The 24,690-nt window shown below is 62.3% G+C and carries 20 protein-coding genes, 1 tRNA gene and 1 pseudogene; 12 read left to right on the forward strand and 10 right to left on the reverse strand.

Annotated elements, in window-relative coordinates; translation table 11 throughout:
• On the reverse strand, window positions 1-1,437 hold the full coding sequence (locus AB4048_RS20580) for a glutamine synthetase family protein (RefSeq protein ID WP_442203848.1): 1,437 nt from the start codon (window positions 1,435-1,437) through the stop codon (window positions 1-3).
• A gap of 201 nt (window positions 1,438-1,638) precedes the next feature.
• On the opposite strand from AB4048_RS20580, the gene AB4048_RS20585 reads away from it, so the two are divergent.
• The 3 genes from AB4048_RS20585 (at window position 1,639) to AB4048_RS20595 (ending at window position 5,877) form a co-directional block, all read left to right on the forward strand.
• Complete coding sequence (locus AB4048_RS20585) at window positions 1,639-2,775, forward strand: NAD(P)/FAD-dependent oxidoreductase (RefSeq protein ID WP_442203868.1); 1,137 nt, start codon at window positions 1,639-1,641, stop codon at window positions 2,773-2,775.
• A 164-nt stretch (window positions 2,776-2,939) separates the two neighbouring features.
• Complete coding sequence (locus AB4048_RS20590) at window positions 2,940-3,080, forward strand: hypothetical protein (protein ID WP_442203849.1); 141 nt, start codon at window positions 2,940-2,942, stop codon at window positions 3,078-3,080.
• 265 nt (window positions 3,081-3,345) lie between these two features.
• On the forward strand, window positions 3,346-5,877 hold the full coding sequence (locus tag AB4048_RS20595; protein ID WP_442203850.1) for a methyl-accepting chemotaxis protein: 2,532 nt from the start codon (window positions 3,346-3,348) through the stop codon (window positions 5,875-5,877).
• Here AB4048_RS20595 and AB4048_RS20600 read toward each other — a convergent pair whose 3' ends face one another.
• Window positions 5,878-6,150: a hypothetical protein gene (locus tag AB4048_RS20600; RefSeq protein ID WP_442203851.1), complete on the reverse strand. Its 273-nt coding sequence runs from the start codon at window positions 6,148-6,150 to the stop codon at window positions 5,878-5,880. It abuts the gene before it with no gap.
• Window positions 6,151-6,241: 91 nt separating this feature from the next.
• Here AB4048_RS20600 and AB4048_RS20605 point away from each other — a divergent pair, with 91 nt between their 5' ends.
• Window positions 6,242-7,105 carry a LysR family transcriptional regulator gene (locus AB4048_RS20605; protein ID WP_442203852.1) on the forward strand — a complete coding sequence of 288 codons (864 nt, stop codon included), beginning with the start codon at window positions 6,242-6,244 and terminating at the stop codon, window positions 7,103-7,105.
• A gap of 69 nt (window positions 7,106-7,174) precedes the next feature.
• Here AB4048_RS20605 and AB4048_RS20610 read toward each other — a convergent pair whose 3' ends face one another.
• A complete protein-coding gene (locus AB4048_RS20610; RefSeq protein WP_442203853.1) occupies window positions 7,175-7,420 on the reverse strand; it encodes an SMc00767 family acetate metabolism repressor in 246 nt (81 codons plus the stop codon).
• A gap of 40 nt (window positions 7,421-7,460) precedes the next feature.
• Window positions 7,461-8,750 carry an isocitrate lyase gene (gene aceA, locus AB4048_RS20615; RefSeq protein WP_442203854.1) on the reverse strand — a complete coding sequence of 430 codons (1,290 nt, stop codon included), beginning with the start codon at window positions 8,748-8,750 and terminating at the stop codon, window positions 7,461-7,463.
• Between the two features lie 208 nt (window positions 8,751-8,958).
• On the opposite strand from aceA, the gene AB4048_RS20620 reads away from it, so the two are divergent.
• From AB4048_RS20620 to AB4048_RS20640, 5 genes are all read left to right on the forward strand, one after another.
• A complete protein-coding gene (locus AB4048_RS20620) occupies window positions 8,959-10,380 on the forward strand; it encodes a helix-turn-helix domain-containing protein (protein ID WP_442203855.1) in 1,422 nt (473 codons plus the stop codon).
• Between the two features lie 129 nt (window positions 10,381-10,509).
• Complete coding sequence (locus AB4048_RS20625) at window positions 10,510-11,607, forward strand: polyamine ABC transporter substrate-binding protein (protein ID WP_442203856.1); 1,098 nt, start codon at window positions 10,510-10,512, stop codon at window positions 11,605-11,607.
• Window positions 11,608-11,707: 100 nt separating this feature from the next.
• Complete coding sequence (locus AB4048_RS20630) at window positions 11,708-12,850, forward strand: ABC transporter ATP-binding protein (RefSeq protein WP_442203857.1); 1,143 nt, start codon at window positions 11,708-11,710, stop codon at window positions 12,848-12,850.
• 4 nt (window positions 12,851-12,854) lie between these two features.
• A complete protein-coding gene (locus AB4048_RS20635) occupies window positions 12,855-13,766 on the forward strand; it encodes an ABC transporter permease subunit (RefSeq protein WP_442203858.1) in 912 nt (303 codons plus the stop codon).
• Between the two features lie 3 nt (window positions 13,767-13,769).
• Complete coding sequence (locus AB4048_RS20640; RefSeq protein ID WP_442203859.1) at window positions 13,770-14,588, forward strand: ABC transporter permease subunit; 819 nt, start codon at window positions 13,770-13,772, stop codon at window positions 14,586-14,588.
• 3 nt (window positions 14,589-14,591) lie between these two features.
• Here AB4048_RS20640 and AB4048_RS20645 read toward each other — a convergent pair whose 3' ends face one another.
• Together AB4048_RS20645 and AB4048_RS20650 are read right to left on the reverse strand one after the other, a co-directional pair.
• On the reverse strand, window positions 14,592-16,478 hold the full coding sequence (locus AB4048_RS20645) for an AsmA family protein (protein WP_442203860.1): 1,887 nt from the start codon (window positions 16,476-16,478) through the stop codon (window positions 14,592-14,594).
• 144 nt (window positions 16,479-16,622) lie between these two features.
• Window positions 16,623-20,105, reverse strand: a complete 3,483-nt coding sequence (locus tag AB4048_RS20650; RefSeq protein WP_442203861.1) for an ATP-binding protein — start codon at window positions 20,103-20,105, stop codon at window positions 16,623-16,625.
• A 221-nt stretch (window positions 20,106-20,326) separates the two neighbouring features.
• Between AB4048_RS20650 and AB4048_RS20655 the strand changes: the two genes are divergently transcribed.
• Window positions 20,327-20,773 carry a phasin gene (locus AB4048_RS20655; RefSeq protein WP_442203862.1) on the forward strand — a complete coding sequence of 149 codons (447 nt, stop codon included), beginning with the start codon at window positions 20,327-20,329 and terminating at the stop codon, window positions 20,771-20,773.
• A gap of 138 nt (window positions 20,774-20,911) precedes the next feature.
• Window positions 20,912-20,988, forward strand: a tRNA-His gene (locus tag AB4048_RS20660).
• Window positions 20,989-20,998: 10 nt separating this feature from the next.
• Here the strand turns inward: AB4048_RS20660 and AB4048_RS20665 are convergent.
• Both AB4048_RS20665 and AB4048_RS20670 read right to left on the reverse strand, forming a co-directional pair.
• Complete coding sequence (locus tag AB4048_RS20665; protein WP_442203863.1) at window positions 20,999-21,127, reverse strand: hypothetical protein; 129 nt, start codon at window positions 21,125-21,127, stop codon at window positions 20,999-21,001.
• 131 nt (window positions 21,128-21,258) lie between these two features.
• Window positions 21,259-22,506 carry a hypothetical protein gene (locus AB4048_RS20670; protein ID WP_442203864.1) on the reverse strand — a complete coding sequence of 416 codons (1,248 nt, stop codon included), beginning with the start codon at window positions 22,504-22,506 and terminating at the stop codon, window positions 21,259-21,261.
• 420 nt (window positions 22,507-22,926) lie between these two features.
• On the opposite strand from AB4048_RS20670, the gene AB4048_RS20675 reads away from it, so the two are divergent.
• Window positions 22,927-23,700 (forward strand): transglutaminase-like cysteine peptidase, encoded by a 774-nt coding sequence (locus AB4048_RS20675; RefSeq protein WP_442203865.1) that lies wholly within the window; start codon window positions 22,927-22,929, stop codon window positions 23,698-23,700.
• A gap of 182 nt (window positions 23,701-23,882) precedes the next feature.
• On the opposite strand, the gene AB4048_RS20680 is transcribed toward AB4048_RS20675, so the two are convergent.
• Both AB4048_RS20680 and AB4048_RS20685 read right to left on the reverse strand, forming a co-directional pair.
• A complete protein-coding gene (locus tag AB4048_RS20680; protein WP_442203866.1) occupies window positions 23,883-24,536 on the reverse strand; it encodes a ribbon-helix-helix domain-containing protein in 654 nt (217 codons plus the stop codon).
• Window position 24,537: 1 nt separating this feature from the next.
• Window positions 24,538-24,690 (reverse strand): annotated as a pseudogene (locus AB4048_RS20685) (HlyD family type I secretion periplasmic adaptor subunit); the annotation flags it as partial.

Raw genomic sequence — 24,690 nt, forward strand, 5'->3', positions numbered from 1 at the left:
TTACACGTTGAGCAGAAGGAATTCCCGCTCCCAGGGGCTGATGACCTGCATGAACGTCTCGAATTCGCCGCGCTTCACGCCGGCATAAAGGCCGATGAATTCCTTGCCGAACACCCCTTCGAAGGCGGGTTCCTCTTCCATGAGAGCCACCGCTTCCAGCAGGCCGCGCGGAAGGTCGATCGAACCTTCGTTCGCGGAATCCTCGGTCGGCGCCGTCGGCTCGATCTCCTTCATGATGCCGAGCAGGCCGCAGGCGAGCGATCCGGCCAGCGCCAGATAGGGGTTGGCGTCGGAACTGGGCAGCCGGTTTTCGACGCGCCGCGCCTGCGGATCGGAAACCGGCACGCGGAAGGCAGTCGTGCGGTTGTCGTAGCCCCAGGCATTGTTGACGGGGGCCGACATGTCCGGCGTCAACCGGCGGTATGAATTGACGTAGGGTGCCAGCATCGACAGCGCGCTTGGCACGTATTTCTGCAGGCCGCCGATGAAATAGAAGAATTCACGCGAGGGCGAACCGTCGGGATTGGAAAAGACATTCTTTCCCGTCGCTTCGTTTACGACGGACTGGTGAATGTGCATCGCCGATCCCGGCTGGCCCTGCATCGGCTTAGCCATGAAGGTCGCGTAGATGCCGTGCTTCATGGCGGCTTCGCGAATCGTTCGCTTGAAGAGAAAAACCTGGTCGGCAAGCTCGATCGGATCGCCATGGCGCAGGTTGATCTCAAGCTGGGCGGGACCGTCCTCATGGATCAGGGTGTCGATCTCGAGCCCCTGCTTTTCCGAGAAATGGTAGATGTCGTCGATCAGTTCGTCGAATTCGTTGATGCCGGCGATGGAATAGCTCTGGCCCCCAAGGATCGAACGGCCGGAGCGTCCCTTCGGCGGATGCAGCGGATAGTCGGGGTCGTCGTTCTTGGCGACGAGATAGAATTCGATTTCGGGTGCTACGATCGCCTTCCAGCCACGCGCGCGATAGAGCTCCATCACATGCTTGAGAACATTGCGCGGCGTATAGGGCACTTCCCCGCCGTCGGAATTGACGATATCGCAAATCACCTGCGCGGTCGGGTCGGTTTCCCATGGCACGACCGAGAGCGTCGACAGATCCGGCACCAGTTTAAGGTCGCTGTCGCGCGGCTCGTAGCGAAAGCTTTCGGTCTCGTCGGGATATTCGCCGGAGATCGTGTGGCGGTAAAGTGCCGAGGGAAGGGCAAGCGACGTGTTCGAGGTGAACTTCGAACTCGGCATCATCTTGCCGCGCGGCACGCCGGCAAGGTCCGGCGTAATGCATTCTATGTCTTCGATGCCCCGCGCTCTGAGCCACTGTGCCGCTTCTTTCCAACTGGAGACGCCGCGGGCCGATCGAAGGCTTGGGGGGACGGCTGCGAGTTTGGATATTGGCTTGGCTGCTTTCAACGGGGGCTTTCTGGCAGGCATAAAACACCGTAATTGCGTGGATCGTGCAGGCATCATAACGGCTGTTTGGCAATTGGCGAGGGGAGGCCTGCCAAATTTTCGCCACAAGTCGGACTGCTTGAACGGCGGCGGAACACGCCACTGAGAGAAGTGCTGCGATGGAAGGACCATGCGTTGAACGATAGATACGACGTCATCATCCTCGGCGCGGGCGCAGCGGGCATGATGTGTGCCATACGTGCCGGCCAGCGCGGCCGCCGTGTTCTCATCCTCGATCACGCAGCCGCCCCCGGCGAGAAAATCCGCATTTCCGGCGGCGGACGCTGCAACTTCACGAACATTCATGCAGGCCCGAAGAATTTCCTTTCCGCCAATCCGCATTTCGCGAGGTCAGCGCTTGCGCGCTTCACGCCGAAGGACTTCATCGCGATGGTGGAGCGCCACGGCATCGCCTGGCATGAAAAGACGCTCGGCCAGCTTTTCTGCGACGAGAGTGCCCGCGCCATCATCCACATGCTGACGGGGGAGATGAAGGACGCGGGCGTCGAAATGCGCCTTCGCACCGCGGTCGAAACGGTCGATCCGCGTGTCGGCGGCGGCTTCCGGCTGCGGACGAACGAGGGCGACTTCGAAAGCTCTTCGCTTGTTGTCGCGACGGGCGGCAAGTCGATCCCGAAGATGGGGGCAACGGGCTTTGCCTACCGTGTGGCGGAGCAATTCGGCCTGCCGGTCGTCGAGACCCGGCCCGGCCTCGTGCCACTGACACTGGACCCGATGTACCTGCAGCGCCTGGCCCCGCTCTCGGGCATTTCGGCGCCGGCGGAAATCCGCAGCAACGGAGCGGCCTTCCGCGAGGCGCTCCTCGTCACTCACCGGGGCTTAAGCGGCCCCGCGATCCTGCAGATCTCCTCCTATTGGCGGGAAGGCGAAGAGATCGTCATTTCGGTTGAGCCGGACATCGATATCTTCGCCCGGCTGAAGGCAGCGCGGCAGGCGAATGGCCGGATCGCCGTGCAGACCGCGCTCGCTGAGATCCTGCCGAAGCGGCTGGCCCAACATGTCGTCGAGGAGGAAGGCGTTTCGGGCAACCTCGCCGACCAGTCCGACAAACGCCTGCAGCAGCTCGCCGCCGCCGTCCAGCAATGGCACGTCAAGCCCTCGGGATCCGAGGGCTACCGCACGGCGGAAGTGACGCTCGGCGGGATCGATACCAACTGTCTCGATTCGAAAACCATGCAGGCGAAAGCGGTGCCCGGGCTCTATTTCATTGGCGAATGCGTCGATGTGACCGGTTGGCTCGGCGGCTATAATTTCCAATGGGCCTGGGCGTCCGGGCATGTCGCGGGCGAAGTGGTCTAGGTCCTAGTTGCGTGCGAGGAAGCGCTGCGCGGCACTGCGCATTCAGGACTTCTTAAGCGCGCTCGGCGATCATGCACAATACCGGCCGCCATTTCGAAGATAGGAGTTGCGGTTGTGCCGTTTCGGCGGTTATCGTTCCAGTGTCGAAATGGGATGACATGCTCATGAACAGGACGCCGCGGCGCGCACGCGCCATCGCAATCGCCCAGACACAGTCCGCTGCAAAGTTCGCGGTGCTCAGGTTTGCCATGATCGCAGTCGGGGCTACCGCCTGCCTCGCCTATCTCGCCGCCCGCTCGATCTGACGATCAATCCCGCACTCGGCTGCGTTGCTTGCGCACTGCGTGGCTCGCCTGCGGCTTGAAACAGCAAGCGCTCATTCTTATCCGAATATTAAGACATCCCTCTCAAAAATGGCCGGAAAATTTAGGGGGCTCTAAATCGATTAGAGCCGAAGCAATGATTGCTCTCCGATCCCTCGGAGCCCCTGCCTGAACGCCCCCAAAAAACGACGGCTATACACTCGCCCGGTATCGAAGCGGCGGCGCGGGTAGGTATGAGAGGCTTTGCATGTTCATCGACAAGATACTGTCCCGGTTCAAGATCAAGACGAAGGTTTTGATTTTCGTCTTGCCTTTCGTCATCAGCATTTCGGCCGTCGGGCTGACGGGGCTCTATGCATCCGGCCTCCTGCAGGGGCGCATGGAGATTTCCAATAGCGTTCTGCAGTCATTGACGGGCTTCAAGAACCTCTATTCCTCGATGGAGGATTTCCTGCGCGACGCTACCGAGACGCGCCGCGACAAGCTCGTCGCCGACGTCACGGCGCAGGTCAACGTGCTGGGGGCGACCCTTCGGCAGGTCGGCGAAGGCGCCGACGGCCATGCGGAGCTTGCCGACGCGGCAAGCCGAACCACCAATATCTCGGATGTCGTCAACAGCTTCTGGAAGCTGCACGAGCAGGAAGTCGCGCTGCGCAAATCGCTCGACGAGGCGCAGCGCGCGCTGATCAACGCCCGCTTCAGCGTCGATCGCAACAGCAAGGAACTGCAGGACTCGATGCGGACCGATGAGGCGAACGCAACCTCGACGTTGCGCTCCGCCGATCGGCTGCTGAAGGGCGGCGACAGCCTGGCAAGCGTTGCCGAAGACTTCGGCAAGGCGCAAACGCCCGCCGACAAGGTGGCCGCCGTGAAGGGCCGGCTTCCCGACATCGCAAAGGCGCAGCGTTCCATAGAGCTTGCCATCCCGCAGAACCAGAAGAGCATGGTCCAGTCGCTGGAAAGCACGATCAACGACCTGACGACCCTTCTCGGCAGCGCCGAGGCGCCGACCGACGATACGGTGGCGAGCATCAGCCGTCTGCTGTCGCGCTTCCGCCAGATGTCGACCTACACGCAGCTCACCGCCACGCAGATGATGCGGCAGGCGACCACCACCTTCGTGCAGCTGGACAGCCGCGTCGTTCAGACGAACGCGATCCTCGAAGACACGCGGCGGCTGCAGGGCGCCGTCTACTCGCTGCAGTTGGTGCTCGGCGAGTTCCTCGCCAATAGCGACAAGGAAAATCTCGGCCGCCTGCGCCAGGAGATCGCAAAGCTTGGCGGCGACCTGGATACTCTCGTCCAGAGCGCCAAGGGAATGGCCTTTGTCGACGACATCGGCAAGATAGTCCGCCCTGCCATTACCTCCATGAACGCCGACAGCGGCAAGCTCGCCGAGGCGATCAGCGAGCGTGTGGTCGAATACGCCGCCGCCCGCCAACAGCTCGACGAGATCTGGGGTCAGCTGACGGCCTTCGCGCAGACCCAAAAACAGAACGCCGGCGTCGAGCGAGATCAGGCCAACTCCATTTCGGTTCTCGCCACCGTTCTCGGCATCATCCTGTCGATTGCCGGCGGTATCGCCCTCGTGTTGACGTTGCAGCGCCCGATCGGCCAGATCACGGCCGCGATGCGCCGCATCGCCGACGGCCGCCTCGAGACCGCGATTTCCGGCGAACAGCGTAACGACGAAATCGGCGACATCGCCCGCGCGCTCGGCATCTTCAAGGAGAACGCGCTCTCCAAGATCCGCATCGAGGAGAGAAGCGAGGAGGAGCGCACCGCCGCCGAACACGAGCGCCAGCGCAACGACGCCGAAAAGCGCGAACTCGACCGGCAGATCGAATTTGCCGTTACCACCCTTGCCGGCGGCCTGGAACGCCTGTCGCAGGGCGATATCTCCTTCACGCTCGAAACGCCGTTCATCGGCCGCCTCGAGCAGCTCCGGCAGGACTTCAACAATTCCATGGTGCGTCTGCAGCAGACGATCAGCCAGGTCCGCACCAATGTCGAAATGATCCAGTCGAACGGCAACCAGATGGCGGCGTCCGCCGAGGATCTCTCCAAGCGCACGGAACAGCAGGCGGCGTCGCTCGAGGAAACCGCGGCTGCGGTCGACGAGATCACCGTCACCGTCCGCTCGTCCGCCGAGCGCGCCAAGGATGCGGACGCGGTCGTACGCGAAGCCAAGCGCAGCGCCGACGCTTCCGCGGCCGTCGTCAATAACGCGATCAACGCCATGACCCGCATCGAGGAAGCCTCGAGCCAGATCGGGCAGATCATCGGCGTCATCGACGAGATCGCCTTCCAGACCAATCTCCTTGCTCTCAACGCGGGGATCGAGGCAGCGCGCGCCGGCGATGCAGGCAAGGGCTTCGCGGTCGTCGCCATGGAAGTGCGCGAACTTGCGCAGCGTTCAGCCGAGGCCGCGCGAGAGATCAAGGGCCTCATCAACAAATCGACGCAGGAGGTCACCGCCGGCGCCGAGTTTGTGCAGGAGACAGGCACGGTGCTGACCAAGATCAGCGAGCAGATCGTCGCGATCAGCCATCACGTCGAGACGATCGCGCGCGCCAGCCAGGATCAGGCAAGCGCGCTGCAGGGGGTGAACGCCTCGGTGAACCAGATGGACCAGATGACGCAGAAGAACGCGGCGATGGTGGAAGAGACGACGGCGGCAAGCCGCGAACTGGCCGGCGAAACCGACACCTTGCTGGCGCTGGTGCAGCAGTTCAAGATCGACAGCGGCAGTGCAACGGGTCGCCGCCGCGCGGCGTGATCAAAAGAGCGACGGCTCCGGTTTCCCGGCAGCCGTCCGGCAGCTTGATTTAGCATGGAGACCACGAGCGGATCGGCCAGGACTGGCCGGCCCGCTTTGCCGTTGCGGGACCTCCCGAAGACTGGACCAAAAGCGCCGCCAAACGGTCGCGATCCTCGGCGCTTGGCCGATGCCCAGGTCGCGGTAGAAATCGTCCTCATTGCGGCGCCAACGCTCGCGCGCGGCCTCGTTTTGCAGCTCGATGCACTTGGCGATCACGAAACCGTCGATCATGGCGTCCTCTCTTTCTGCTTGACACCTCCTGTCTAATTAGGCGCCAAGAATTGATTTATAAACGCTCGAAACTCGGCTATGCTTTTCAGCCATGAAAAATGCGAACTGGGATTCCTATCAGCTGTTTCTCGCGGTCGCCCGCGGCGGTGGATTGACGGGTGCGGCCGCAAGCGGGCTCAGCCCCGCCACCATCGGCCGACGGATGCTCGACCTCGAGCATGCGGTAGGCCGGCCGCTATTCCTGCGCAGCCAGACCGGTTACCGCCTGACCGGGGACGGGCAAACACTCTTCGATCAGTTGCTCGAAATGGAAGCGGCAGCGCGCAAGGTCGACGCCTGGCAGCGCAAGGCAACGGGAACGGCGATCGTGCGCGTCGCCGTCGGCACCTGGGTCGGCTGGCTGATCAGCCGCAACATGCCGGCGATCTGCTCGGAACGGGACGATTTCCGTCTGGATCTTCGTCTTGCCGAGCGCCGCGCGAGCCTTGCGCATCGCCAAAGCGATATCGCTCTCAGGGCTTTCGAGCCGGAGGAGCCGAACTTGGCGGCGATCAAGGCCGGCGACGTCGCCTATGCGGCCTATCGTGCGCGAAACGTGCCCTTTTCCGGACCCGAGCGCTTCATCGCTGTCAGCGAGGAGGAGGCGGTCTCGGCATATTTGCGCTGGCCGCACGAAAAGGCGGCGGCTGTCGCGATCACGGTCAATCGGCCACGGTCGCTGCGGGATCTCACTCTGGCTGGGGCAGGGGTCGCGGTGCTGCCCTGCTTCGTTGGCGACCTGGAGCCGAGGCTGGAGCGAAGCGGCGGCGAAATCGCGGAACTGCGTCATTCGCAATGGATCGTCATGAACAACGAGGACCGGCACCGCCGCGAGATCCGCACCGTCATCGACCGCATGACCCGCCTGCTGAAAAGCCACGCCGATCTGATCGCGGGCAGGCGTCCGACCTATTGAACGCCGGGACGATTAAAGCCGCGCCGTTGCCGGCGCGGTTTGATTTTCATCGGTGTTACGCCGGCCTCTTCAGGCCGTTGCGCTGCCGTTGGTAACGATGACCGGGATCAGGAGGTCGCCCCAGTTGCCGTTGCCGCCGTGGTGGCGCGCCGAGCGCACCAGCTCGACCGAGACACCCGCATCGACGGCGTTCATGACCGTCTGGTTGAGGCGGTGCAACTCGTTGGCCAGCATGCGGATGGCTGCCTGCTGGTCGGCGTTCATCGTGGAAGACTGTTCTTCTGCTCGTTCCTTGACGCGTGCGACGGATGGCATGGGTCGTTCTCCTCTGTGATCTCTAGCAATTCGGTGAGCGTTATTCCGCAGCCGGCCGGAACTGCTCGGTCTCGGTCGATTCCTTCATGGCGGTGGTCGACGACTGGCCCCCGGAGATGGCCAGCGACACGGCGTCGAAATAGCCGGTGCCGACTTCGCGCTGATGCTTGGTCGCGGTGTAGCCGTTCACTTCGGCGGCGAATTCGGCCTGCTGCAGCTCGGAATAGGCCGCCATCTGGCGGTCCTTGTAGCCGCGGGCGAGTTCGAACATGCCGTAGTTCAGCTGGTGGAAGCCGGCAAGCGTGATGAACTGGAACTTGTAGCCCATGGCGCCGAGTTCGCGCTGATACTTGGCGATGGTCGCATCGTCGAGGTTCTTCTTCCAGTTGAACGACGGTGAGCAGTTGTAGGCGAGCTTCTTGCCCGGATGGGCCTTGTGCACGGCTTCCGCGAACCTGCGGGCCTGCTCGAGATCGGGCTTGGAGGTCTCCATCCAGATCAGGTCGCAGTAGGGCGCGTAGGCGATGGCGCGGGCAATGCAGGGCTCGATGCCGTTTCTCACCTGGTAGAAGCCTTCGGCCGTGCGACCGGCGTCGTGATCGACGAAAGGCTGGTCGCGCTCGTCGATATCAGAGGTCAGCAGCTTTGCGGCTTCGGCGTCGGTACGAGCGATGATCAGGGTCGGTGTGCCCATGACGTCTGCGGCAAGACGCGCCGCGGTCAGGTTGCGGATGTGCGCCGCCGTCGGGATCAGGACCTTGCCGCCGAGGTGGCCGCACTTCTTCTCCGAAGCCAGCTGATCCTCGTAGTGGACGCCGGCAGCCCCCGCCTCGATGAACGCCTTCATGATTTCGAAGGCGTTGAGCGGTCCGCCGAACCCGGCTTCCGCGTCGGCGACGATCGGGGCGAACCAGGTGTCGACGGAAAGGCCCTTGCCCTCCTGCGTTTCGATCTGGTCGGCGCGCTGCAGCGTGCGGTTGATGCGCTTGGCAAGCTCGGGCGCGGCATTGGCCGGGTAGAGCGACTGGTCCGGATACATGGCGGAAGCCGTGTTGGCATCGGCGGCAACCTGCCAGCCGGAGAGGTAGATTGCCTTCAGGCCGGCGCGGACCATCTGCATGGCCTGGTTGCCGGAAAGTGCGCCGAGCGCGTTGACGAAGTCCTCCTCATGGATGAGCTTCCAGAGGCGATTGGCACCCATTTCGGCGAGCGTATGACGGATCTGAACCGAGCCGCGCAGGCGCTTGACGTCCTCTGCCGTGTAAGGACGCTCGATGCCGTCGTAACGGCCCTTCGGCGCGGACGAAACAAGGTTGTAAAAATCAGTCATTATCATCTCCCGTGATGTCTGCGACAGCCAAGATCTCGATGGCTGTTGTGTGACTAGATTTACTGTGCATGCGCAGCAATTGCCAGAAGTTATGCGTTTTCAGGCTTTGGAAAAGGGTAATGATGTCTTGCCTTTGACAGATCAGGTCGGTAAAGTTGTTAAGATTGTAATAATCATAACGTTGCGCGATTTGTAAAAGGAATGACAAATGACCGAGCGGAAGATCTTTGCAGGTGCGCGCCTGCGCCGCATCCGCAACAGTCTCAAGCTGACGCAGACCGCGATGGCGCAAGCGCTGGAGATCTCGCCGTCGTATCTCAATCTGATCGAGCGCAACCAGCGTCCGCTGACCGTGCAGCTGCTCTTGAAGCTGTCGTCGGTCTACAAGGTCGATCTCGACGAATTGCAGGGCGAAAGCGGCGGCAGCGCCAGCCAGCTGCGGGAGGTCTTTTCCGATCCGCTGCTCGCGGGCGAAATCCCCGGTGAACAGGAACTGATGGAAGTGGCGGAGGCGGCGCCCAATGCCGCCAACGGCATGATCCGGCTTTACCGCGCCTACCGAGAGCAGGCGGCGCGGCTTTCCGATCTGGCGGAGCTTCTGTCACAGGAAGGCCATGCGCCGGCGCTGACCGGTGCGCGCATGCCGCTCGACGAAGTCCGCGACCGGCTTGAGAGGCGGCCGAATTTCTTTGCCGCCATCGAGGATGCGGCCGAAGCTTTCCATGCGCGCCTCGCTCCCGGCGACGATCTGGCGGGTGCCTTGAAGAATTGGCTTAAGAGCGAGCACGGCGTTTTCGTCCGCACCTTGCCGGTGCACGCCATGCCCAATCTGCGCCGGCGCTACGACCGGCACACGACGCGGCTCTTCCTGTCGGAGCGATTGTCTCCCTTCGATCAGTTGCAGGAGATCGCAACGGAAGCAGCACAGCTGGCACTTCGCGGCGAGATACTCGCGGAACTGGAAGCGCTCTCGCTATCGACACCGGAAGGCAAGCGCATCGCCCGTTTCGAGCTTGCCCGCTATGCCGCCCTTTCGGTGATGATGCCCTACGCGGCGTTTCTCGCCGCCGCGCAGCGGCTGCGCTACGACGTCGATGGCCTGCGATCCCGCTTCGGTACGTCATACGAGCAGGCCGCGAGCCGCTTGACGACGCTGCAGCGCCCCGGCGCGACGGGAGTGCCCTTTTTTCTGATGGAGATCGACATCGCCGGAAACAGGCTCCGCAAGGCGGGTGCCCAAGGGTTTCCGCAGGCACGCTTCGGCGGCGGCTGTCCAAAGCTCGGCGTGCACGCCGCTTTCGCGCAGCCGGGCCAGATCCTCGTCGATGCGGTGGAAATGCCGGATAAAACCGCCTTCATGACCATTTCCCGCACGATCGAGGGGCCGCAGGTGGGGTTTGGCGAGCGCGTGCGGCGCACCGCCCTCTTGATCGGCTGCGATCTCAGCCAGCGCGAGGACATCGTTTACGGGCAGGCGCTTGCACCTGCGGGGCAGCCGTTGATCGCCATCGGCGCCGCCTGTCGTCTCTGCGAGCGGCGCGGCTGTCTCTCTCGCGCCGAGCCGCCGGTGACCAAGCCGCTCGGCCTCGACGAAATGGCAACGGGTCTCAGCGTTTTCGATTTCCAATGAAAGACAAAAAGGCTTTGGGAAGCTTAGTTTTTTTCTCTTGTGAGTGACAGTAAACCTTTCTAGTCTGCCAGAAAAACAGAGGGAACGGGCGCCGCCAGAGACGCTGCCCGCATGTGCACAGGAGTGAGAATGAAATTCGCAATCGCACGGCTTGCCGCGACGGCTTTTGCCACAGTCAGCCTGGTCGCCTCCGCCTCGGCGGCCGATAGGGTCGTCAACATCTACAACTGGTCGGACTATATCGACAGCTCGATCCTCACCGATTTCACCAAGGAAACCGGCATCAAGGTGGTCTATGACACCTTCGATTCCAACGAGACGCTGGAGACCAAGCTTCTGGCGGGCGGCACCGGCTATGACGTGGTCGTGCCGAGCGGTGATTTCCTGCAACGCCAGATCCAGGCGGGCGTCTTCCAGAAGCTCGACAAATCCAAGCTGCCAAATCTCTCCAACATGTGGGACATGGTGCAGCAGCGGATCAGCACTTATGATCCGGGCAACGAATACGCAGTCGATTACATGTGGGGCACGAACGGGATCGGCTTCAACGTCGACAAGGTCAAGGCTATCCTCGGTTCCGACGCAGCACCCGGCCTGGAGGTTATCTTCGACCCGAAGGTCGCCGCCAAGTTCAAGGATTGCGGCATCTACATGCTGGATGCGCCGAAGGACGTGCTGCCGACCGTATTGGCCTACCTCGGCCTCGACCCGAATACGACCAACCCCGCGGATTTCCAGAAGGCTGAAGACCTGCTTTCGTCTATCCGTCCCTACGTCCGCAAATTCCATTCCTCGGAATATATCAATGCGCTGGCGAACGGCGACATCTGTATCGCCTTCGGCTATTCGGGCGACATCCTGCAGGCGCGTAATCGTGCCGCCGATGCCAAGAACGGCGTGACGATCGGCTATTCCATTCCCTCGCAGGGCGCCCAGATGTGGTTCGACGTGATGGCCATTCCGGCCGACGCGCCGCATTTGGCCGAGGCGCACGAGTTCATCAACTACATGATGCGGCCCGAAGTCATCGCCAAGGCGAGCGACTATGTCTTCTACGCGGACGGTAACAAGGCGGCGCAGCAGTTCATCAGCAAGGAGGTGCTGGAGGATCCGTCGATCTATCCGAGCGAAGACGTGATGAAGCACCTCTTCACCGTCACGCCATGGGATCCGAAAACACAGCGATTGGCGACGCGCGTTTGGACAAAGGTCGTCACCGGCCAATAATTGGACAAAGGAGGCCCGGACGGAAACGCCCGGGCCTTTCATTACTGCGCCAAGCCTCTAAAGGCGCGGCGAGCCGGCGGACGAAACTCGGGGAAGCATTATGAAATCTCTTGGCAATATCAGGCGTTCCTTCGCTCCCTGGGCGGATCCGTCGGCCAAGCCGTTCATCGCGGTCAAGAATGTCACCAAGAAATTCGGCGATTTCATTGCCGTCGACGATCTTTCGCTCGACATCTACCATCGCGAGTTTTTCGCGCTTCTCGGCGCGTCGGGCTGCGGGAAGTCGACGCTTCTGCGCATGCTCGCAGGCTTCGAGCAGCCGACTTCAGGCGAAATCGTCCTCGACGGCCAGGATCTGGCCGGCACGCCACCTTACCGCCGGCCCGTCAACATGATGTTCCAGTCCTATGCGCTCTTCCCGCATATGACGGTCGAAAAGAACATCGCCTTCGGTCTTCGTCAGGACGGCATGGCCAAGGATGAGATTGCCGAACGCGTTCTGCAGATGCTGAAGATGGTGAAGCTCGAGAAATTCGCCACCCGCAAGCCGAACCAGTTGTCCGGCGGCCAGCGGCAGCGCGTGGCGCTCGCCCGGTCGCTCGCCAAGCGTCCGAAAGTGTTGCTTCTCGATGAACCGCTCGGCGCGCTCGACAAGAAGCTGCGCGAGGAAACGCAGTTCGAACTGATGGATCTCCAGCAGAGCCTCGGCCTTACCTTCGTCGTCGTCACCCACGACCAGGAAGAGGCGATGACGATGGCCGATCGCATCGCCGTGATGAGCCACGGCAAGGTGGCGCAGGTAGCGACGCCCGCCGAAATCTACGAGGCTCCGAACAGCCGCTTCGTCGCCGACTTCATCGGCGATGTGAATATCTTCGACGGCACCGTGTCGGCCATTCGGCCGGGCGTGGTCGAGGTCGCGGTCGGCGAGGGCTTCACGGCGCGCACCGCCACCCCTGAGACGCCGGCGCTGGGCAATCGCGCCGGCTTTGCGATCCGGCCGGAGAAGCTGCGCGTTACGCGCCGGCCGCCGACGGACGCTTCCGTGAACGCCTCGACCGGCGAGATCTGGGACATAGGCTATCTCGGCGACATGACGATCTTCCATGTGAAGCTGAAAAGCGGCCAGGTGGTAAAGGCTTCCTCGCTCAACGCCGTTCGCGCCGTCGAGGAACCTTTCGCCTACGACGAGGAGGTCTGGGTTTCATTCGATGAAAACGCCGGCGTCCTCTTGAAGGATTGAGACCATGAGACGTTTCGGTTCCTTTATCTATCCGCGCCTCGTCATCATCATTCCCTATGCGTGGCTGCTGCTCTTCTTTCTCGCGCCCTTCTTCATCGTCTTTCGCATATCGATGTCGACGACGGCGATCGCGATGCCGCCCTATACGCCGGTTTTCTCGTTGGCCCAGGGCTTTGCGGGCAATTTCGCCAAGCTGAAGGAGCTTTCCTTCGACAACTACCTGTGGCTATGGGGCGATCCGCTCTATATCAACGCCTATATATCGAGCGTCGTCATTGCCGGCATCTCGACGCTGCTGACGCTGTTGATCGCCTATCCGATCGCCTATGGCATGGCGCAGGCGCCGCGCAGCATTCGCCCGACGCTGCTGATGCTGGTCATCCTGCCGTTCTGGACGAGCTTCCTCATCCGCGTCTACGCCTGGATCGCCATCCTGAAACCGGAGGGCCTGCTCAACCAGCTCCTCCTTTATCTCGGCGTCATCCATGAGCCGCTGATCATCCTCAACACCAACATCGCCGTCTACATCGGCATCGTTTACTCCTATCTGCCCTTCATGGTGCTGCCGCTCTATTCCTCGCTCGAAAAGATGGACGGCACGCTGATCGAGGCGGCACAGGATCTCGGCTGCCCGCCGATCACCGCCTTCTGGCGCGTCACCTTTCCGCTCTCGGTGCCGGGCGTGATCGCCGGCTGCATGCTTGTCTTCATTCCCGCCGTCGGTGAATTCGTCATCCCGGATCTGCTCGGCGGCTCGCAGACGCTGATGATCGGCAGGACGCTCTGGAACGAGTTCAATTCCAACCGCGACTGGCCGGTTTCCTCGGCCGTGGCAACCATTCTCCTGCTTATTCTGGTGGTCCCCATCGTCTTCTTCCAGAATGCGCAAGCAAAAGCCGACGAGCAGGGGAGATAGGCGATGCTCAGATGGTCTCGCTTCAACATCATCTCCGTCACGCTCGGCTTTGCCTTTCTCTATTTGCCGATCGTGCTGTTGATCGTCTTCTCCTTCAACGAGTCGAAGCTGGTTACCGTCTGGGCGGGCTTTTCGACCAAGTGGTACGTCCAGCTTCTGCAAAACCAGGGCCTGCTTGATGCCGCCTGGGTGACGATCCGTGTCGCCCTGATCTCGGCCACGGTCGCGACGGTGCTCGGCACGCTGGCGGCACTGACGCTGGTGCGTTTCACGCGCTTCCGCGGCCGCGTGCTGTTTTCGGGCATGGTCTATGCACCGCTCGTCATGCCCGATGTCATCACCGGCCTTTCGCTGCTGCTCCTCTTCGTCGCCATGGGGTTCGATCGCGGCTTCTGGACGATTACGCTGGCGCATACGACGCTGACGATGTGTTTCGTCGCCGTGGTCGTGCAGTCGCGGCTGTTGAGCTTCGACCGTTCGATCGAGGAGGCAGCACTTGATCTCGGCGCGCCACCGCTCAAAACTTTTTTCGAGATCACGCTGCCGATCATCTCGCCGGCGGTCTTCTCGGGCTGGATCCTGGCTTTCACCCTGTCGCTGGACGACCTGGTCATCGCGAGCTTTACGTCCGGCCCGGGAGCGACGACGCTGCCGATGAAGATCTACAGTCAGGTTCGTCTCGGCGTCACACCGGAAATCAACGCGGTCTGCACGATTCTGATCGCGGTAGTCACGGTCGGCGTGATCTGCGCCTCCGCCGTCACCAGGCGGCGGGAGATCCAGCGGCAGCGAGACGAAAGAGCGGCCGCAGCAACCGCTTAAAACCTACTGCGCAACCGTCTTCGGCAGGGCGCTTGCAATCGGCGACACCACCGGGTTCGGCCAGCTGCCGGCGAGAAAGAACGGCAGCTGCGGCAGATCGGTTGCATTGACAGGGTCGGTGGCGCTGAGCGTGCCGGAGAGCGCGACACCATTTGCGCGGAAAGGTACGACGCCGGTGAGCTTAATGGTTTCGGTGCGACCGGCGATCGTGGCAGTGCGAACGTCTGCCGATCCGTTTGAAAAGGTCGTGTTGAGATCGAGGCTGTCGAAATCGAAGGACGTATCGGCGACGTCCGTCATGCGGAAATAGGCCTTCTGGGCTGCCAGCGCCCGCAGACTCGATATATTGAGCTGCCGGAAGGTGCCTTGGCCTGTCCAGAAATGAAGCTTGCCGGAGAGGTCGGCGAGCGAGGCGGCCCAGATCGGCTTGGAAGTAGACAGCGAGACGTCGAGCGATCCCACGGCCAGCGGCAGCGGACCCGACAGCTGAAGCCGCTCGATAAGCGCCCCGAAATCGGCATCGCGGATGGATATCTGCAGCTTTCCGCCGGCGTCGAAATCCCGTTCGGTGACTTCCAGATGGGCCGTCAGTTCGCCGCCTTCGAAACCGCTGTCGCCAATATCGAATTTCGCCTTCCCGCCGGAAACGAGCAGGCTTGCGCCGATGCCGGAGAACTGGAAATTCCCGAGCGCCGCCTTCTTCGCCGATAGCCGGACGTCCACGTCGAGCCGTTGCAGCGGATTGCCGTAAAGTATCGCGTTGATTGCCGTATCGGCGGCAAGGCGCATGGTGAAGGCGGCAAGAAACGGCGTCAGGTTCATCTGGTCGAAGGCAAGCGTGCCGGAGATCTTCGGCTTGCCGGTCGCGCCATAGCTCAGATCCATCACCCCGGAGCCGGTCGCGTCGTTCACCTGGAAGCTCAAGTCGTTGAACCGCAAACTGGCGGCGGCAGTAGAAACGTTTGCGTCCAGAGAGATGCTCTGCAGAGCGGCTGCGCCCGGCAGACGCTCGCCGCTCCAGACCAGGAAGGACGGCAGATCAGGGATTGAAAGCTTGAGGTTGCCGGCAAGAGCGGAGAAGTCGGATATGTTGGTGGTGCCGCGGAAACTGGCATTGACGAGCGACGACGTCAGGCTCGTCGAGGCCTCCACGGTCTTGCCGGCAAAGAAGAAAAGCGGCTTGGGGGAGGCGAAGTCGAGCTTGATGTCCTGCCCGTTGATGCGGCCGAGGACGACAGCGCTCATCGGCGCCGAAATCCGCGGCCAGGCGACATCGGCCGTGATGCCCTCGAAGCGATAGAGGGCGCCGCTGCGGTCGTCGGTCACCACCAGCGTGCCGTCCTCGACGGTCACCGCGCCGATCGTCGCGTCCTGATCCTCGCGAGCCGGGGCGGCGCCGGCGGAATCCTGGGCGCGTTCGATCGCCTTTGCCAGCAGCCCCTCATTGGTCCAGTCGATCAGCCCGGCCTCGTCCCGGCGCAGATACAGCACGGGACGCAGGAAATGAAACTCGTGGAAATCCGCTTTGCCGCGCAGCGCGTAGAGCAGCGAAAAATCCGCCGAGAGACTGTCCACATGGCCCAGAACCTTGCCTGCGGCGTTCGGTTGGCGGATCGTCACCTGGTTGAGCGTGATGCGGGGTGTCGGCCAGAAATCGAGCGTGGGCGTACCTTCGATTTCGGCGCGGTAGCCGGTCCACTTCGAAAGCGCGTCCTCGATTCCGGAGCGAACGAGGGCGCTTGAAATGAGAAACGGCGCCGTCACGCGGAAGGCCGCAAAGACGATCAGCAGCGTCAAAAGCACCGCGCCGGTCGTGCGCGCGATCGCAGGCAATCGCCGCGCCATGCTGCGCAGCATCACCCGCCACCTTCTATGTCTCGACGCACTCATGGCTTGGAGGTGCTTTCAAACGTTACGCGTTATTGTGCCTGCGTTTGCCCGATATAGGAATTAACAGCTGCATGCAAATAGCTCGCCCACCGAGCGCTGGCTGATGGCGGTGATTAACGGGGATGAGCCGAAAGCTGGTTTCGGTCAATTCGCGAGCACTCGCTGCGAAGGGAAGGTGATCTCCACCAGCGTGCCTTCGTTCGGTGCGGACTGGATCGAGAAGGTCGCACGGTTCGCATCCGCCATGGCCTTCGTCAACGGCAGGCCGAGGCCGGTGCCGTCGCCGCGGTTGCGGGCGCTTGCCGAGACTTGCCGGAACGGCTTCATGGCGTGCTCGAGCTCCGTCCGGCTCATGCCCGTGCCCGTATCGCGAATGCGCATGACGACGCTGCCGTTGCTTTCGTAGGAGGTCGAGACGACGATCTGGCCGCCGGAGGGGGTGAAGCGGATGGCGTTCGACAGGATGTTGAGCGCGATCTGCTTGATCGACCTCAGGTCGGCGACAACGTTCGGCACGGATTGCGACAGCGCGGTGCGGATGATGACGCGCTGGCTGTTGGCCTGCGGCTGCACCAGCGAGACCGCCTCGGCGATCGCCTCGTTGAGGCCGACGGATGTGAAATCGAGCTCCATTTCGCCTGCCTCGATCTTCGAGATATCGAGAAGGTCGTTCACGATGTCCAACACGTGGCGGCCGGAGCGGCCGATGTCGTTGGCATATTCGACATAGCGCGAATGGCCGATCGGGCCGAAACGTTCGCCCGCCATCATGTCGGAAAAACCGATGATGGCGTTGAGGGGCGTGCGGATCTCGTGGCTGACGCGCGCGAGAAAGTCGCTCTTGTGCGCGTTCGCCGTCTCGGCCGCGCGCTTGGCGTTGCGCAATTCCTCTTCCGTGCGCTTCCATTGGGTAATGTCGCGGATTACGGCGCAATAGCCGTTCGAGGACGTTAGCCGCCCCATCGTCATAAACAGCGGCACGAAGCCGCCGGACGCCTCGCGGCCGATGACTTCGCGCCCGTCGTTGAGCACGCTCGCGACGCCGTGGCCCGAAAGCCCGCCGAGATAATCAAGGACAGCCTTCTGGCTCTCATGCGCAAACAGCATGACGAAGGGCCGGCCGCGCGTCTCGTCGTCGTCGTAGTTGAAGAGCGCGCTTGCCGAGCGGTTCATCGTGCGGATGTCGCCATCGGGGCCGATGACGACGACGCCGTCGGTCGCCGTTTCGAGGATCGACTGCAATTCCTCCACCTCGACCTGGAGCTTGCCCACCTTTTCCAGCATGCGCTCCGGTCGCACTTCGCCGCGAGCGGTCTCCGGCTGGCGTTCCGCCCCTTGCTCGGCCGGGATCAGCGCCAGCATCAACGCCGTGCCGTTATCCCAGCGGATCGATTGCAGGCGGGCGCTGACAGGGATCACCGCGTCGTCGCCGCGAACCACCATCATGGCGCCCGCGCGCTCGGACGGGTCATCGAGATCGCCTTGCTGCAGCAGCGCATCGAGGCCGCCGACGTCGTCGAGATCGGCAAGGCTCGCATAGCCGGTCAGGCGCAGAAATTCCGGGTTGGCGTGGATCAGCCGATCGCCGGCATGGACGAGGGCCGCGACAGGCAGCAAATCAAGCATCTCGGCATTGAGACCGCTCGTCGCCTTGACCCTTGGCGGGATCGCGGTGTTCAGCACATCGAAGGCCTCGCCCGACGTCTGCGGGATGACAGGGGCCGCCCCATCCGACGGCTGCTTTGCGCTGTCTTCGGCGCGCGGTGGTTCGGCCACCTCTTTGCTCTCGGCAGGTGATGCCTCGGAGGTCTCCGCTGGCGGCTCGCCGCGCTTGCCGAAGGGCTCGAGCTGCCGCGCGATCTCGCGAAACGCGGCATGCTCGCTCGGTGAAAGCCCCTCACGCGCCAGCGAGCGATGCTCATGCAGCTGGATGATCTTGTCGGAAAGACGCCGGTTCGGCGTTTCGGTAATCGTGAGCGCCGGCGGCTCAGGTGCAGGCTGCGGTTCCGGCACTACCTCATCGGCAGGCGCCTGGCTGGTCGAGGGCTCGGCGGGTTCCCCGGCGGCAACGTCCTCGGCGATGGCTTCTTCAGCGATGGCTGGCGGAACGGCTTCGGTGGCATCGGGCTCATCGCGGCCTTCCTCGCCGGTTGCAGCCTCGTCCGCCGGACCGAGCGTCAGCCCGATCCCGGACGCATCCTCGAATGCGTCCGACAGGCGGACAACGCCGAAGCCGCGGAAGCCGTCGAATTCGCGGTTGCGCGTGTAGGTGGGAAGTGCGGCAAGATCGACCGGCACCACCAGGTTCGTCCCTTCGACCGGCCAGTGGATGGTCCGCCCGGACCACGTGTCACGCCGCGCGAGCAGGCTCCCGATCTTGCCTTCTGGGTCGAGGTGGAAGCGGGCAGCTACGTCGGCGAATGCCTCCCCGGTGATGCGGGCGGCATGCGGGCCGACCGCTTCGGCGAACTCATGGGAAATCTCGTTGAAACGGCCCTCCGCGTCGATCTTCCAGACAAAGCGGACCGCCCTGCCGTTGTGGTCGAAGGCAAACTGTTTCGCATCCGCTGGCGCCGGTGCGGGTTGGGCTTCGTACGGAATCGGCGCCTCGGGCGTGGTGGCAGCGGGTTCCTGGACGGCTGCAGCTTCCGCCTCGTTCGCCGGTTCTTCTTGGGACGTGGCCTCGATATCGGCGGCCGGTGGCTCGGCAATCGGCTCAGCCGCGTCAGTCGGGACCGGCTCGGGCGCGGTCCAGTCGAAGGCGGCGAGGGTGGCAAGGTCGTCGGTCTCGACTTCAGCGTCCTGCGTGACCTCCATCTCGACGGGCGCATCGTCGACATCTTCGATCTCGGCAACGGCCTCGATTACATCCGCAGAAGGCGGCGCCACCATCGCCGGGGCGGCGGCCGGGGCGTCCGGCACATGCGGCGATGCAAATTGATCGACCGGGTCGAGGTGGCCAAGCACCGTCTCGACGACGAAGACGAGATGCAGGGCCGGTATTTCCGAAAGCTTGCCGATCGCGGCCGGCAGGTAGCCCTGGCCAGTCGGGATCGGTCGCTTGATCAGGCGGTCGGTTTGCGCGCCCGCCATCGTCGCCAGCATCTTGGCGGTCTGCTGCGTGATGCCGAGTGCGGCGAAATGCGGCGAGGCGGCAATTACCTGTCCGTCGTGATCGATGACGGCCATATGGGTATCCGGATCGTCGAAACCCGAGAGCATCCGGCGCGCGCCATCGGCGGCAGAAAGCGGCTTTGCCGCGACAGGCGCGGAAAAGAGGATCGCCGGCTCTCCGAGCTGGGTGCTTATCACCTCGACAGTCGCATTGACGACGCCGCGCTGGAAGCCGGACGTCATGCGGATCAGAAAGCTGCGGCTATCGCCGGCGGCGGCAAGCTGACGCGCGGTTGATTCGATCTGGCGGAAGGAGACATCGCCCGCCTGCGGTCCCTGGTCGAGAAAATCATAGATCGCCGCATGTCCGAAGAGAGCGGCACCGGCGCCGTTTGCCCAGAGGACGCGTGCCATGTCGGTCGAGAACAACGCCATTGCCTCGCCACGCGCGAAGCGTTCGCGCACCCGCGGGTGAACGGCGATGTCGATGAACGGATACTGGATCGAGGGCATTGTTTAACCTGACGCTCGGCCACGACGGCCTCCACATTAAGCATTCATTAATAACGGCGGCCGCGCATGAGGTCCAGCAAGAGCCCCGCTTTTCGGCTCGGAAGGTTAATGTGAGTGCGCTGCACAATTTATGTTGCAATGCACAATAAACGTCACTATATGACAATAATCAAAATTCAACCGGGCGCCTCGAAGAGGGCCCAAAATAAGGAGCGCATACCATGGCTACCGCAAAGAAAGATGACGCTTTCGCATTCGCCGCCTTCGACCCGTCCAAGTTCTCGGAATCCTTCCGCGACTTCACCGAGAAGAGCGCAAAGCAGTCCAAGGAAGCCTTCGCAAAGCTGAAGGCTGTTGCCGAGGACGCCTCCAAGACCGTCGAATCCACCGTTCAGACAGCCCAGGCCGGCACGGTCGAAATCGGCCTGAAGGCCATCGACGCGCTGCGCACCAATGCTGAAAGCTCGCTTACGCACATGGAAGCCCTGCTCGGCGTCAAGTCGATCGCAGAACTCGTAGAGCTCCAGACCGCCTTCCTGCGCAAGCAGGCGGAAGTCACGGTCGAGCAGGCAAAGCTCCTGCAGGAAGCCACGAAGAAGGTTGCCGACGACGTGGCAAAGCCTGCCAAGGCTGCCGCTGAAAAGGCAATCGCTGCTTTCAAGGCCTAAGCCAGAGCAAGCGTGAAGACACAATCGGCTGGGTGCCCTGACGGCACCCAGCCTTTTTTATAGGGGCCACGGTCAGATAGGACTTGAAATCAATTCCAAGTCCTCGTATGTGACGGCCAGCGCGGAAGCGCGATATGTGCGGTTGTAGCTCAGTTGGTTAGAGCGCAGGTTTGTGGCACCTGAGGTCGGAGGTTCGAGACCCCCCAACCGTACCATTTTCTCCCTTTACAGGAATCCATGCAGGTCGAAATTGGTGGCGCAAGACGTCACCATTAGCTCGATGCCGGCCCGCTTGGTTTCGGTGGTCGGCATTTCCGGTGGATCGAGACAATCGCCGACGAAGGTCGATTTCAAAGCGGAAACCGCGACGCCGCACACAGGTGGCGAAGTCAGTTCGCCGGCCGAGGACGACCACGGGACTGGTTCACTTTTCCATCAAGATAAGACAAGACAACGAGCCCGCTGCCTTCGTGGCATCCGCCGGTTCAGAATGCCTGGGCCGCCGTGCCGCGCAACGTCAGCTTCCCGCCTTCGATGGCGTAGAGGCTCATCTTGCGGTCCACCGTGCCTGAAGGCGTCAAGCGGAAGAGGCCGGTCGTTCCCTTGAAGCCGAGCTTGTTCGTCAAGTTGTCCGTGGTCAGTGCCTCCGGTCCCTTGGTCCTGACGATGCCGGCGGTGATCGCGACCGAATCGTAGCCATAGGCCGCGTCGGAGGTGAGGGGGCGGTTGTAGTGGCGCTTGTAGCGCTCGGCAATCAGCGTCGTCCCCTCGGGTTCGATGGCCGCGATCAGCGTTCCCGCGACCGCTGGGTTGGAATAGGTGCGCGCCGGCCATGCGCTGGTGCCGACGAAGGTAACATTCGATTGGCCGCCCGCCTTGATCGCTTCCGCGATTGTCGTGACAGCAGGCGTTTTGCCGAGAATGAGCACGGTGTCCGCGGCTGCAAGCTGTGACTTCGCTTTCTTCACGGCATCCGCGGCTGCGGCATCGTTTAAACCGTAGCGCACGACGCCGCCGAACGTGCCGCCTGCTTGGCGGACGGTATCGCCAAGTCTCGCCTCGTCCGCCGGCGACAAATCCTCCGGGGCAAAGGCTAAGACCTTCTTGTGCCCGGCGGCAGCGGCGGCCTTCAGGCCATCGACGGCGCTGTCTATCTCGTCCGACGTGAAATTGAAGACACTGCCGACATTGGTCGCCACCGGAGTGCCGAGATTGAGAAGTGGCGGGCGCTGGTCGGCGGGGATGGCGGCAATCGCGGCGGTGACGTTTGGCGGGGCGTAGCTCACCAGGACTGCGGCGTTGCGCGCTTTTGCCGCGCTGACAGCCGCGGGAACGCCGGCCGCACCGGTCGCGACATCCACGACCTTCACGCGCACCTGGCCGCCGCCGAGTTCGCCGACGCCCAAGGCCGCGCCGTCACGGATATCCCGCGCCGCGCCCTCGTACATCCCGCTTGCCCCTTTCGGCACCAGAAGGGTGATCTCGGAGCCGCTTTCGCCGAAGCTTTCCTCAACGGTGGTGGAAGGCGGCGGCTTGATGTCGTTGTTTTTTGAACTGCTGGCAAAGCCGTTGCTATCCGCCTGGCAGCCGGCAGCGACGCCGCAAAACAACAGAAGGCCGACTGCGGATGCCGATTTGAAAGTGTCTACCCAAGGTCCTGCCCAGGTAGGCCCACTCGTTGCCAGAGGCGCGGTATCTGCATTGGCCGTCTGTCCGTACGTATGCAACGTCACTCTTTTCTCCCGATTGCGGCGCGAAGTCGGCTTTGGCCGCCCCTTCCCAAGGGCTTTACTTCTGCACATCGCGTTCGGAAAAGTAAATCCCTGGAATAGTAACATCGAGCCTCCGGAACCGATAAAATTTTAACAGCATAAGCTAATATTTTGATTTGAATCTAACCTTTGTTAAAAACAACGTATTTATAGCTGTAGCGTATGTTGCTCCCGAGTAAAAAACTTCGGGCGACGGCAAATATGCGTAAAATTATAAATATATTTGGCACATTAGCCTCAATATACTTCATCGCAACTTGTGGCGCATTGAGCGCGACTGCAGGTCAGGCGCCGACGTCGGAAAGTCTCCGCCAAAATCCCCCTGCCGCATCGCTTTTGAACGCGGCGCGCCATGTGGCTGGTTCCGGAATATTCGGCGGCATGGCAGAGCTTGTCGGATTTGCCCTGGGCAATGTCACGCACTCCGTCAGCACTCTCGATCTTGCGCGGCTCACCAAATCGCTGGAAGTTGCTCCGGCGGCAGCGCCGCTTACCAACCCGGCGCGGTTTGCTTCGCCAAGCGTGGCGAAGACGACAGCCGGCAATTCCGTGTTCGGCACGGTCGCCATTCCCTTCAAGCGCCTCGCGGCGCTGAAGAAGCTCGAGCCGACCTTTGCCGAGATCGACGCCGGCACCGCGATCGCCTGTGCCGCCGCCTGTCCCGAAAGCACGGTGGCGATCGAGGCTTCGTTTACGGCAACCGCGCGGTCCTCCCTTCGCGACAAGCTCAACGCGGTCAACGTCGCCGTCAATCACACCATCCGCTATGCCCGCGACATCGACATCTATCAGGTCGAAGACCACTGGGCGACGCCGTCCGAGACGCTGGCCCGGCGCGAAGGCGACTGCGAGGATTTCGCCATCCTGAAGATGGCGGCGCTCAGCCGCGATGGCGTCGATCTCAACGACATGGCAATCGTCGTGCTCTTCGACCAGAAGCGCCGTTTCTATCACGCGGTCCTGTCGGTCGCGGTCGGCGAGCGTTATGACATTCTCGACAACATGCGCGACGACGTTCTTCCCGACACCATGCTTGCCGACTATCTGCCGCTCTATTCGATCCGCGGCAAAAGGGGCTATCTGCACGGATCGCGCGTCCAGGATGCGGCGGTCGCTGCAAATACGGTGCCACTCGAGAAAGTCACGCCGGGCTAAAGCAAGCCTTCGGTAACAGCCAGCGTCCGCATCTGCTACGACCGCTCGCCTTCCGGCAGGCGGTTTGGCATTTCCCGGTTCGCGCATAAGCCCCTCAGGTCGAGATCGATTGAAATAAGGCATGCGTGCAAATTCCAGATGCCACAGCGACCGCGTCGCGAATGACGCGCGGCGCTGCAGTATCAATACTTGGCGATGTAGCCGATCAGCATGGATTTGCAGTGCATCGGCGCCAGCGCCAGGTTGATCTGGCCCTTCAAACTCTGTGATCCCACGGCGATGGTAAAGCCGGTATTGAGCGTCTTGCCGCTGTTGCGATTGAGCGTCGATAGCGCATCCTCGATGTGCGTATCGACCGAAAAACGCAAGGTCTTCATTATTTGCGGCGCATCGCCCATCGGGAAACCTCGTCGAAGCATCCCCAGAAACGCATCGTTGAAAAGCTGGATCTTCTTCTCGCGCGTCAAGAGAACGGTCGGGGACGGCGATGCCTGGATGACCGCATTGAGGTTCGCCAGCGAAGAAACATCCTCAAGCGCGTCCAGCCGGTGGAGAGCCCATTTGAGGCTTAGGACGCGCAGAGACGAGGCAAGATTGCCGGAGTCCTGTAGCTGCGTAGCGGTGTGATGGACCAGATCCGCCGTCGTCACCCGTCCGGCGGTCGACATGCGGCTCAGCCCGTCCCAATATATGCGTTCCAGGCGGATGCCGCGGCGCTCCCCGTTTCGCCCGGGGACAGCGCGGAAGCGCGGCTCCATCTCTTCCGCGGCAAGGATAGGCAAGGAAGCTGCCGAGGTTTTCAATCCGGTAAGAAAGCGATCGTTGGGAGACGACATATCACCGCTCCGTCAGCGCTTCGGAGCGCGCCTTGTTGATCGGCTTCAACAGGTAGCTGAGCACGGTCTTGCGCCCGGTCATGATCTCGACATTGGCCACCATGCCCGGGATGATCGGATAGCCCTTGCCGTTGCGTTCCAGCACCGAGCGGTT

The sequence above is a fragment of the Rhizobium sp. RAF56 genome, assembly GCF_052113965.1.
Taxonomy (GTDB): Bacteria; Pseudomonadota; Alphaproteobacteria; order Rhizobiales; family Rhizobiaceae; genus Rhizobium.